Origin of the sequence: Pseudomonas sp. ML2-2023-6 (genome assembly GCF_037055265.1) — a bacterium.
GTDB classification, from domain to species: Bacteria; Pseudomonadota; Gammaproteobacteria; order Pseudomonadales; family Pseudomonadaceae; genus Aquipseudomonas; species Aquipseudomonas kulmbachensis.
In genome coordinates this window covers 1,205,695-1,218,050 of record NZ_CP146347.1, presented here as the reverse complement: position 1 = coordinate 1,218,050, position 12,356 = coordinate 1,205,695, and the positions used below count along the sequence as shown (strand labels likewise).

The following is a 12,356-nucleotide window of genomic DNA, read 5'->3' as shown; positions in this document are numbered from 1 at the left end:
CTGTTGTCTTGCGACGCTATTGTCTTGCAAGAAAAGCAAAATGGCAGGAACGAATTCCCGCCAAATTTAGGGGTACAAGAGTCTAAAGAGGATCTTGCCCCCAGTCAAGGCAAGGCCCCGACACTTCCACTCATCAAACCCAGACAAAATGTCTCAATTCGATGAATGGAACTGCCGGGGCCCACCCTTCATTTACCGCAGAACTCAGTTACCGCTCGAGTTCAGCGCTTCGGTCAGTGCAGCTTCCACTTCACTGGCGCTTACGCGCAACGGCTTGTCAGCCTCACGGCGGCGCTTACGCTCGCTGTGGTATGCCAAACCGGTACCTGCCGGGATCAAACGACCCACGACAACGTTTTCTTTCAGGCCGCGCAGGTAATCGCGCTTGCCGGTTACCGCTGCTTCGGTCAGTACGCGGGTGGTCTCTTGGAAAGAGGCCGCGGAGATGAACGATTCAGTCGACAACGACGCCTTGGTAATACCCAGCAGAACGCGAGTGAACTTGGATACGAATTTATCTTCGCCACCCAAACGTTCGTTCTCGGTCAACACATGGGTCAACTCCATCTGGTCGCCCTTGATGAAGGTGGAATCGCCAGACTCGGCAATCTCAACTTTACGCAGCATCTGACGCAGAATGGTCTCGATGTGCTTATCGTTGATTTTTACGCCTTGCAGACGGTAAACATCCTGGATCTCGTTAACGATGTACTTGGCCAGCGCGCTGACACCCAGCAGACGCAGGATATCGTGCGGATCGCTTGGACCGTCGGAGATAACTTCGCCGCGGTTCACTTGCTCGCCTTCGAAGACGTTCAGGTGACGCCACTTTGGAATCAGCTCTTCGTACGGATCAGTACCGTCGTTCGGGGTAATAACCAGACGGCGCTTGCCTTTGGTTTCTTTACCGAACGCGATGGTGCCGCTGACTTCAGCCAAAATCGAGGCTTCTTTCGGACGACGTGCTTCGAACAAGTCAGCAACCCGTGGCAAACCACCGGTGATGTCTCGAGTTTTCGAAGTTTCTTGTGGAATACGAGCGATAACATCACCGATCGCGATTTCCGCACCATCCGCTACACCAACCAAGGCGTTAGCAGGCAGGAAGTACTGAGCTGGTACGTCGGTACCTGGCAGCAGCAGATCCTTGCCATCTACACCCACCATCTTCACGGCTGGACGGATGTCCTTGCCGGCAGCTGGACGGTCTTTGGCATCAAGCACTTCAATGTTGGTCATACCGGTCAATTCGTCAGTCTGACGCTTGATCGTGATGCCTTCTTCCATGCCCACGTAGGTCACGGTACCTTTCATTTCGGTAACGATTGGGTGAGTGTGCGGATCCCACTTGGCTACGATCGAGCCAGCGTCAACCTTGTCACCTTCTTTAACCGAAATCACGGCGCCGTACGGCAGCTTGTAACGCTCACGCTCACGACCGAAGTCATCAGCGATGGCCAGCTCACCGGAACGCGATACAGCTACCAGGCAACCATCCACTCGTTCAACGTGCTTCAGGTTGTGCAGACGGACAGTACCGCCATTCTTCACCTGAACGCTGTCAGCAGCAGAGGTCCGGCTTGCCGCACCACCGATGTGGAACGTACGCATTGTCAGCTGTGTACCCGGCTCACCGATCGACTGAGCAGCGATTACGCCGACAGCTTCACCGATGTTCACCTGGTGACCACGAGCCAAGTCACGACCGTAGCACTTGGCGCAGATACCGAAGCGTGTTTCGCAGCTGATAGGCGAGCGCACGATAACTTCGTCGATGCTGTTCAGCTCGATGAATTCAACCCACTTCTCGTCTACCAGGGTGCCAGCAGGAACGATGATGTCATCGGTACCCGGCTTGAACACATCACGGGCGATTACTCGACCCAGTACGCGCTCACCCAACGGCTCAACAACGTCGCCGCCTTCAATGTGCGGAGTCATCAGCAGACCGTGTTCGGTCCCGCAGTCGACTTCGGTCACAACCAGATCCTGCGCAACGTCTACCAGACGACGCGTCAAGTAACCGGAGTTAGCAGTTTTCAAGGCGGTATCCGCCAGACCCTTACGAGCACCGTGAGTAGAGATGAAGTACTGAAGTACGCTCAAACCTTCACGGAAGTTCGCAGTAATCGGCGTTTCGATGATGGAGCCATCTGGCTTGGCCATCAGACCACGCATACCGGCCAGCTGACGGATCTGCGCAGCAGAACCCCGCGCGCCGGAGTCGGCCATCATGTACATCGAGTTGAACGACTCTTGCTCAACCTCAACGCCGTGACGGTCAATAACCTTCTCTTTCGAGAGGTTCGACATCATTGCCTTGGATACTTCGTCGTTAGCTTTCGACCAAAGGTCGATTACTTTGTTGTACTTCTCGCCCTGGGTTACCAGGCCGGAGGCGTACTGGCTTTCGATCTCTTTCACTTCATCGGTAGCAGCCGCGATGATGCTGGCTTTTTCATCAGGGATAACGAAGTCGTTAACACCGATGGAAACGCCGGAAATGGTCGAATAAGCAAAACCGGTGTACATCAACTGGTCAGCGAAGATCACGGTCTCTTTCAAACCAACCACGCGGTAGCACTGGTTGATCAGCTTGGAGATCGCTTTTTTCTTCATCGGCAGGTTGACGACGTCGTACGACAGACCTTTTGGCACAACCTGGAACAACAGCGCACGACCGACAGTGGTGTCGACGATACGGGTGTTGCTCACGCTGCCGCCATCACGGTCATTGACGGTTTCGCTGATGCGAACTTTAACCTTGGCATGCAGTGCGGCTTCGCCAGCACGGAATACACGGTCAACTTCTTGCAAGTCAGCGAATACACGACCTTCGCCCTTGGCGTTGATCGCTTCACGGGTCATGTAGTACAGACCCAATACAACGTCCTGCGACGGAACGATGATTGGCTCACCGTTGGCTGGCGACAGAATGTTGTTGGTCGACATCATCAACGCACGCGCTTCCAACTGGGCTTCCAGTGTCAACGGTACGTGCACGGCCATTTGGTCGCCGTCGAAGTCGGCGTTGTACGCAGCACAGACCAGAGGGTGCAGCTGGATAGCCTTACCTTCGATCAGTACCGGTTCAAACGCCTGGATACCCAGACGGTGAAGGGTCGGTGCACGGTTGAGGAGGACCGGGTGTTCGCGGATAACTTCAGCGAGAACGTCCCAAACTTCCGGCAGCTCGCGCTCAACCATCTTCTTGGCCGCTTTGATGGTGGTAGCGAGACCACGCATTTCCAGCTTGCCAAAAATGAACGGCTTGAACAGCTCGAGAGCCATTTTCTTCGGCAGACCGCACTGGTGCAGACGCAGGGTCGGACCTACGGTAATTACCGAACGACCCGAGTAGTCAACACGCTTACCGAGCAAGTTCTGACGGAAACGACCTTGCTTACCCTTGATCATGTCAGCCAAGGATTTCAGAGGGCGCTTGTTCGAACCGGTAATAGCGCGACCACGACGGCCGTTGTCGAGCAGTGCGTCGACCGCTTCTTGCAACATACGCTTTTCGTTGCGCACGATGATGTCCGGAGCGGACAGATCAAGCAGGCGCTTCAAGCGGTTGTTACGGTTGATCACTCGACGATACAGATCGTTGAGGTCGGAAGTCGCGAAACGACCACCATCCAACGGAACCAAAGGACGCAGATCCGGCGGCAGAACCGGCAGAACGGTCAGAACCATCCACTCAGGAAGGTTGCCGGAACCCAGGAAGGCTTCCATCAACTTCAAGCGCTTGGACAGTTTCTTGATTTTGGTTTCGGAGTTGGTTTGCGGAATCTCTTCGCGCAGACGGCCAATCTCGTGTTCCAGGTCGATAGCGTGCAGCAGCTCACGGACAGCTTCGGCACCCATACGGGCATCGAAATCGTCGCCGAACTCTTCCAGCGCTTCGAAATACTGCTCATCGTTCAGCAGCTGACCTTTTTCCAGAGTGGTCATGCCTGGATCGATAACGACATAGCTCTCGAAGTAGAGAACGCGTTCGATATCACGCAGGGTCATGTCCATCAGCAAACCGATACGGGACGGCAGCGATTTCAGGAACCAGATGTGTGCAACTGGCGAAGCCAGCTCGATGTGAGCCATGCGCTCGCGACGGACCTTGGCCAGTGCGACTTCAACGCCACACTTCTCACAGATCACACCACGGTGCTTCAAGCGCTTGTACTTACCGCACAGGCACTCGTAATCCTTTACCGGGCCAAAGATCTTGGCGCAGAACAGGCCGTCACGCTCAGGTTTGAACGTACGGTAGTTGATGGTTTCCGGCTTTTTAACTTCACCGAACGACCACGAACGGATCATCTCAGGCGATGCCAATCCAATACGGATGGCGTCGAACTCTTCGACTTGACCCTGGTTTTTCAGCAAATTCAGTAGGTCTTTCAAGGCCTTTCCTCCTGGCGGAGCAGAGAGCGGGCTAAATAGCCCCGCTCTCGATTCGCGTCACGTGTTATTCGGTTTCCAGATCGATATCGATGCCGAGGGAACGAATTTCTTTGATCAACACGTTGAAGGACTCGGGCATGCCCGGCTCCATACGGTGATCGCCGTCCACGATGTTTTTGTACATCTTGGTACGACCGTTCACATCGTCCGACTTCACTGTGAGCATTTCTTGCAGAGTGTATGCCGCGCCGTAGGCTTCCAGCGCCCAGACCTCCATCTCCCCGAAACGCTGACCACCGAACTGTGCCTTACCACCCAGCGGCTGCTGGGTAACCAGGCTGTAAGAACCGGTAGAACGAGCGTGCATCTTGTCGTCTACCAAGTGGTTCAGCTTCAGCATGTACATGTAGCCAACGGTAACCGGACGCTCGAACTTGTTGCCGGTACGGCCGTCAGTCAGTTCCATCTGGCCGCTGTCCGGCAGATCTGCCAAGCGCAGCATTGCCTTGATTTCGCTTTCTTTGGCGCCGTCGAACACCGGAGTAGCCATCGGCACACCGCCGCGAAGGTTCTTCGCCAGATCAAGAATTTCCTGATCGGAGAAGTCGTCCAGGCTTTCTTGACGACCGCCAATTTCGTTGTAGATCTCATGCAGGAACTTACGCAGGTCAGCGACCTTACGTTGCTCTTCAATCATGAGGTTGATCTTCTCGCCCAAACCTTTGGCTGCGAGGCCCAGGTGAGTTTCGAGAATCTGACCAACGTTCATACGCGAAGGTACGCCCAACGGGTTGAGGACCACATCAACCGGGGTGCCATTGGCATCGTACGGCATGTCTTCAACCGGCATGATCACGGAGACCACACCTTTGTTACCGTGACGACCAGCCATCTTGTCACCCGGCTGGATGCGACGACGGATTGCCAGGTAAACCTTGACGATTTTCAGCACGCCTGGAGCCAGGTCATCGCCCTGCTGCAGTTTGCGCTTCTTGTCTTCGAACTTGTCGTCCAGCAGACGACGGCGATCGATGATGTAAGCCTGAGCCTTTTCAAGCTGCTCGTTCAGAGCATCTTCAGCCATGCGCAGTTTGAACCACTGACCATGCTCAAGACCGTCCAGGATTTCATTAGTGATTTCCTGACCTTTCTTCAGACCAGCTCCACCTTCGGCGATACGGCCAACCAGTGCAGAGCGCAGACGTTCGAAAGTGGCGCCTTCAACGATACGGAACTCTTCGTTCAGATCCTTGCGGATCTCGTCCAGCTGGGTCTTCTCGATCGACAGGGCACGAGCATCACGCTCAACGCCGTCACGAGTGAAGACCTGCACGTCGATAACAGTACCTTTGGTACCGGTAGGTACACGCAGGGAAGTGTCTTTAACGTCGCTGGCTTTTTCACCGAAGATTGCACGCAACAGCTTCTCTTCTGGCGTCAGCTGAGTCTCGCCTTTCGGAGTGACCTTACCAACCAGAATGTCGCCAGCGCCAACTTCAGCACCTACATAAACGATACCGGCTTCGTCCAGTTTGTTCAGTGCAGCTTCACCCACGTTAGGGATGTCTGCAGTGATCTCTTCAGGCCCAAGCTTGGTGTCACGTGCCACACAGGTCAGTTCCTGAATGTGGATCGTGGTAAAGCGATCTTCTTGAACAACTCGTTCCGACAAGCAGATGGAGTCTTCGAAGTTGTAACCGTTCCAGGCCATGAACGCGATGCGCATGTTCTGACCCAAAGCCAGTTCACCCATATCGGTGGACGGGCCATCAGCCATGATGTCGCTGCGCTGAACACGATCACCCTTGCGAACCAGCGGACGCTGGTTAATGCAGGTGTTCTGGTTGGAGCGGGTGTACTTGGTCAGGTTGTAGATGTCGACACCGGCTTCGCCAGTTTCAACTTCGTCATCAGCAACACGAACCACAATACGGCTGGCATCAACAGAGTCGATCACGCCGCCACGACGAGCTACGACGCAAACGCCGGAGTCACGAGCTACGTTACGCTCCATGCCAGTACCAACCAGCGGCTTGTCAGCACGCAGAGTAGGTACAGCTTGACGCTGCATGTTGGAACCCATCAACGCACGGTTGGCGTCATCGTGTTCCAGGAACGGGATCAGCGACGCTGCAACCGAAACAACCTGCTTCGGCGAAACGTCCATCAAGGTGACGTCTTCCGGCGCCTTGACGGTGAATTCGTTCAAGTGACGAACAGCTACCAATTCGTCGATCAGCACTTTCTTGTCGTTCATCGTGGCCGAAGCCTGAGCGATCACGTGATCAGCTTCTTCGATGGCAGACAGGAAAACGATCTCGTCGGTAACCAGTGCGTCTTTCACTACACGGTACGGGCTCTCGAGGAAGCCGTACTGGTTGGTGCGCGCATAGGCTGCCAAGGAGTTGATCAGACCAATGTTCGGACCTTCCGGCGTCTCAATCGGGCAAACACGGCCGTAGTGAGTCGGGTGTACGTCACGAACTTCGAAGCCTGCACGCTCACGCGTCAGACCGCCCGGGCCCAGTGCAGAAACACGGCGCTTGTGGGTGATCTCGGACAACGGGTTGTTCTGGTCCATGAACTGGGACAGCTGGCTCGAACCGAAGAACTCTTTCACCGCTGCAGCCACTGGCTTGGCGTTGATCAAGTCTTGCGGCATCAGGCCTTCGCTTTCAGCCATCGACAGACGCTCTTTGACCGCACGCTCAACACGTACCAGGCCAACGCGGAACTGGTTCTCGGCCATTTCGCCTACACAGCGAACACGACGGTTACCCAAGTGGTCGATGTCATCGACGATGCCTTTACCGTTACGGATGTCGACCAGAGTCTTCAGTACGGCAACGATGTCTTCTTTGCACAACACGCCCGAACCTTCGATCTCGGTACGACCGATACGACGGTTGAACTTCATCCGGCCGACCGCAGACAGGTCATAGCGCTCAGGGCTGAAGAACAGGTTGTTGAACAGAGTCTCGGCAGCGTCTTTGGTTGGCGGCTCGCCTGGACGCATCATGCGATAGATTTCGACCAGCGCTTCCAATTGGTTGCTGGTGGAGTCGATCTTCAGAGTGTCGGAAACGAACGGACCGCAGTCGATATCGTTGGTGTACAACGTTTCGATGCGAACAACCTGACCCTTGGCAATTTTTGCCAGGATTTCAGTGGTCAGCTCGGTGTTGCACTCAGCAATGATTTCGCCGGTAGCCGGATGCACGATAGCCTTGGCCGTTGTGCGACCCAGGACATAGTCCAGAGGCATAACGAGCTCTTTGATACCGGCTTTTTCCAGCTGGTTGATGTGGCGAGCAGTAATACGACGACCCTGCTCAACAATCACCTTGCCTTTGTCATCGACGATATCGATGGCCGCGATTTCACCGCGCAGACGATGCGGAACCAGCTCCAGGCTGATGCTCTCACCCTGAACGTGGAACACGTTGGTGGTGTAGAACGCGTCCAGCACTTGCTCAGTGGTATAACCCAGCGCACGCAGCAGTACCGATGCAGGCAGCTTGCGACGACGGTCAATACGCACGAACACGCAGTCTTTCGGATCGAACTCGAAGTCCAACCACGAACCGCGGTAAGGAATGATACGCGCAGAATAAAGCAGCTTACCGGAGCTGTGCGTCTTGCCGCGGTCGTGGTCAAAGAACACGCCCGGGGAACGGTGCAGCTGGGAAACAATTACACGCTCGGTACCGTTGATTACGAAGGTACCGTTTTCAGTCATCAGGGGGATTTCACCCATGTAGACTTCTTGCTCTTTGATGTCCTTGATCGCTTTGTTCGACGATTCTTTGTCGAAAATGATCAGACGAACTTTTACCCGCAAAGGTACGGCGTACGTTACGCCACGCAACACGCATTCTTTGACATCAAACGCCGGCTCGCCCAAGCGATAACCGACGTACTCCAGCGCAGCATTGCCGGAGTAGCTGATGATCGGGAAAACGGATTTGAAGGCCGCATGCAGGCCCACGTCGCGGAACTGATCTTTAGTCGCTCCCGCCTGCAAGAATTCACGATACGAATCCAGCTGGATTGCCAAGAGATACGGCACATCCATGACGTCCGGCAACTTGCTAAAGTCCTTGCGGATACGTTTTTTCTCAGTATATGAGTAAGCCATCAGCGTTCCCCAGCTTGGTCACCTGCTTGTTTGGCCCCTCCCGACGGGAGCAGCCAGAAAATCGTGCAAACCCCTTGGTTTGCTCCACCGCACAGGGTGGTTACAGCACGTTAGAGGCGCCGACCTAGTCGGCTGCCAATAACGGAAAAAGGCCGGTGGCAAGAGCCACCAGCCATCAGCCTCGGCTTAACGCCCGGGCTGGAGACGCAAGGTCGATGCTTACTTCAGCTCGACTTTAGCGCCTGCTTCTTCCAAGGTAGCCTTGGCTTTGTCAGCTGCGTCTTTCGCAACAGCTTCCAGAACAACGCTAGGAGCGCTGTCTACAACTGCCTTGGCTTCTTTCAAGCCCAGACCAGTCAGCTCACGAACTGCCTTGATCACGTTAACTTTCTTCTCGCCAGCTTCCAGCAGCATGACGTTGAATTCAGTTTGCTCTTCAACAACAGCAGCGGCAGCAGCAGGACCAGCAGAAGCAGCAGCAGCGGAAACGCCGAATGCTTCTTCCATTGCCTTGATCAGCTCAACGATTTCCAGAACGGATTTCGAACCGATTGCGTCGATGATTTCTTGAGTAGTCAGAGACATGACTATAAATTCCTGTATTGGGGTGACAGCCTAGGCGGCTATCGAAATAAACAATAAACGCTGAAAGGAGTCGCTCAGCCTTAGGCTGCAGCAGCTTCTTTCTGGTCGCGAAGGGCCGCCAGAGTACGAGCCAATTTGCTGGTTGCGCCTTGAATCACGCTCATCAGCTGAGAAATTGCTTCGTCACGGGTCGGCAGACTTGCCAGTACGTCGATCTGATTAGCTGCGAGGAACTTGCCCTCGAACGCAGCTGCCTTGATCTCGAACTTATCCTGACCTTTAGCGAACTCTTTGAACAAACGGGCAGCAGCGCCTGGATGTTCGTTGGAGAATGCGATCAAGGTCGGGCCTGTGAACACGTCGTTGAGAACACTGTATTCAGTGTCAGCAACAGCGCGCTTGAGCAGGGTGTTACGTACAACACGTACGTAAACGCCAGCTTCACGAGCCTCTTTACGGAGTCCGGTCATAGCGCCTACTGTCACACCGCGGGCATCAGCCACAACAGCGGACAGGGCAACTTTGGCAGCCTCGTTGACTTCAGCGACGATGGCCTTCTTGTCTTCGAGTTTAATTGCCACGGGTTTAACTCCTGCTTGTTACCGTTTCATCTGGCCGAAGCCGGATGTCGTTTTGGTGTCTGATTCGGTAAGGAACCGGGAGCACCATCTGCGTAGGCTTAAGGTTTAAGGCTTGCGCCGCCTACGGTCTTGGATAGCCCCCGCCAGGCAGGGACCCCAATCTTTCATTGACGCGTTAAAACGCGCCAATTTGTCTTACGCGTCCAAAGAACCTTGGTCGATGACCAAGCCTGGGCCCATAGTGGTGCTCAGGGTAACGCGCTTAACATAAATACCTTTCGAAGAAGCTGGCTTGATACGCTTCAAATCAGCGATCAGGGCTTCAACGTTTTCCTTCAGCTTGACGGCGTCGAAACCGACCTTGCCAACGGAAGTGTGGATGATACCGTTTTTGTCAGTGCGATAACGAACCTGACCAGCCTTCGCGTTCTTAACAGCGGTGGCTACGTCTGGAGTTACAGTACCAACCTTAGGGTTAGGCATCAGACCACGTGGGCCGAGGATCTGACCCAACTGACCTACAACACGCATTGCGTCCGGGGAGGCAATAACTACGTCATAGTTCAGGTCGCCGCCTTTCATTTCGGCAGCCAGGTCGTCCATACCAACGCGATCAGCACCGGCAGCCAAAGCAGCTTCAGCAGCTGGACCCTGAGTGAACACAGCAACACGTACAGTCTTGCCAGTGCCGTGTGGCAGCACAGTAGCGCTACGAACAACCTGGTCAGATTTACGTGGGTCTACGCCCAGGTTAACGGCGATGTCAAAAGACTCGCTGAATTTTACAGTCGACAGCTCAGCCAGCAAAGCAGCAGCGTCTACAAAGTTGTAAGACTTGCCAGCTTCAATTTTACCGGCGATTGCCTTTTGACGCTTAGTCAGCTTAGCCATTACACACCCTCCACGTTAAGGCCCATGCTACGAGCAGAACCGGCGATAGTACGCACGGCTGCTTCCATATCAGCTGCAGTCAGATCCGCGTTTTTGGTTTTCGCGATTTCTTCCAGCTGAGCACGAGTTACTGTGCCAACCTTAACGGTGTTTGGACGAGCGGAACCGCTAGTCAGACCAGCAGCCTTCTTCAGCAGAACCGAAGCAGGGGTCGACTTGGTTTCGAACGTGAAGCTACGGTCGCTGTATACAGTGATGATCACTGGAGTCGGCAGGCCTGGCTCAATACCCTGAGTACGGGCGTTGAAAGCTTTGCAGAATTCCATGATGTTCACGCCGTGCTGACCCAGAGCCGGGCCTACGGGTGGACTTGGGTTGGCCTGAGCGGCCTTCACTTGCAGCTTGATGTAAGCGGTAATCTTCTTAGCCATGAGGCACTCCAATTACGGGTTCAAGCGCCTAAAGAGGCTCCCCGGTTACTTGCGCGTTTATCCCAGTGACGACAAAACCCCACAGCCTAGGCCATGGGGTTGGGATGCGTGTTTAACTAGACCTTCTCGACCTGGCTAAACTCTAGCTCTACCGGAGTAGAGCGACCGAAAATGAGCACCGCCACTTGAATGCGGCTCTTTTCGTAGTTAACTTCTTCGACTGTACCGTTAAAATCAGCAAACGGACCGTCGGTAACACGGACAACTTCGCCCGGTTCGAATAGTGTTTTTGGCTTGGGCTTGTCGCTACCATCAGCAACGCGACGCAGAATTGCTTCTGCCTCTTTATCAGTGATCGGAGCCGGTTTGTCGGCAGTCCCACCAATGAAGCCCATTACGCGCGGAGTGTCCTTGACCAAGTGCCAAGTACCTTCGCTCATATCCATCTGAACCAGCACATAACCAGGGAAGAACTTGCGCTCGCTTTTGCGTTTCTGGCCATTACGCATTTCAACCACTTCTTCAGTGGGAACCAGAATTTCGCCGAAGCCTTCTTCCATGCCTGCCAGCTTAATACGCTCAATCAAAGAGCGCATAACATGCTTTTCGTAACCCGAATAAGCATGCACTACGTACCAACGCTTAGCCACGGGACACCCTTAGCCAACAATCAAGGAAACGAGCCAACCGAGCAGGGAATCTAAACCCCACAACAGCAACGCCATAACAAGAACAACAGCCACCACGATCAACGTGGTCTGCGTAGTTTCTTGGCGAGTTGGCCATACGACTTTACGAATCTCAGTACGAGCTTCCTTTACCAGGACAGCGAACGACTTGCCTTTTGCCGTCTGCAAGCCTACATAGGCAGCAACAGCAGCAATCACAAGAAGTGCAATGACACGATACAGGATCGGCGAACCAGAATAATACTGATTCCCAACAACGCCAACCACCACAAGAGCAACCACTACAAGCCACTTGAGGAGATCGAAGCGAGAGCCTTGAACTTCAGCCTTGGGAGTCATCTAAGAGGATCCTGTGAAAAGAAAGCCAGACGCAATGAGCGAATCTGGCAGGTCAGGAGGGAATCGAACCCCCAACCTACGGTTTTGGAGACCGTCGCTCTGCCAATTGAGCTACTGACCTAAAACATTATCGAGCCGCCGATTATGCCGACACGAGAGAGACTTTTCAACAACCTATGCAATTACTTTTGCAATCAACCCTATCAAAGCAGAAAATTGCAGCGAGTAGCAGAATGCGAGCTACCTGCACCGTAACAACCAACCAGGGCAGCAACACCCAAAACAGGCATCACCAGCA

The 12,356-nt window shown here is 54.2% G+C and carries 8 protein-coding genes and 1 tRNA gene; all 9 read right to left on the bottom strand.

Translation table 11 applies throughout. The annotated features are described in order from the left end of the window. Positions 1 to 204: 204 nt before the first annotated feature. Positions 205 to 4,404 (bottom strand): DNA-directed RNA polymerase subunit beta', encoded by a 4,200-nt coding sequence (rpoC, locus tag V6L79_RS05550; protein WP_261740737.1) that lies wholly within the window; start codon positions 4,402 to 4,404, stop codon positions 205 to 207. A gap of 64 nt (positions 4,405 to 4,468) precedes the next feature. Next, entirely contained in the window at positions 4,469 to 8,542 is a 4,074-nt protein-coding gene (rpoB, locus tag V6L79_RS05545; protein WP_261740736.1) for a DNA-directed RNA polymerase subunit beta, read from the bottom strand. 219 nt (positions 8,543 to 8,761) lie between these two features. Further along, a complete protein-coding gene (gene rplL, locus V6L79_RS05540; protein WP_060696753.1) occupies positions 8,762 to 9,127 on the bottom strand; it encodes a 50S ribosomal protein L7/L12 in 366 nt (121 codons plus the stop codon). A gap of 80 nt (positions 9,128 to 9,207) precedes the next feature. Beyond that, the gene (gene rplJ, locus V6L79_RS05535; RefSeq protein WP_003444392.1) at positions 9,208 to 9,708 is read right to left on the bottom strand and encodes a 50S ribosomal protein L10; all 501 of its coding nucleotides are present in this window, start codon (positions 9,706 to 9,708) and stop codon (positions 9,208 to 9,210) included. Positions 9,709 to 9,903: 195 nt separating this feature from the next. Then, entirely contained in the window at positions 9,904 to 10,599 is a 696-nt protein-coding gene (rplA, locus tag V6L79_RS05530) for a 50S ribosomal protein L1 (protein WP_261740735.1), read from the bottom strand. Further along, positions 10,599 to 11,030, bottom strand: coding sequence for a 50S ribosomal protein L11 (gene rplK / locus V6L79_RS05525; protein WP_008008888.1), 432 nt, complete (start codon positions 11,028 to 11,030; stop codon positions 10,599 to 10,601). The genes rplA and rplK overlap by 1 nt, the downstream gene beginning before the upstream one ends. A gap of 116 nt (positions 11,031 to 11,146) precedes the next feature. Then, complete coding sequence (gene nusG / locus V6L79_RS05520; protein WP_003444397.1) at positions 11,147 to 11,680, bottom strand: transcription termination/antitermination protein NusG; 534 nt, start codon at positions 11,678 to 11,680, stop codon at positions 11,147 to 11,149. 9 nt (positions 11,681 to 11,689) lie between these two features. Continuing rightward, positions 11,690 to 12,058 (bottom strand): preprotein translocase subunit SecE, encoded by a 369-nt coding sequence (secE, locus tag V6L79_RS05515; RefSeq protein WP_016779165.1) that lies wholly within the window; start codon positions 12,056 to 12,058, stop codon positions 11,690 to 11,692. A gap of 45 nt (positions 12,059 to 12,103) precedes the next feature. Next, positions 12,104 to 12,179: transfer RNA gene (locus tag V6L79_RS05510), tRNA-Trp, on the bottom strand. Positions 12,180 to 12,356 lie beyond the last annotated feature (177 nt).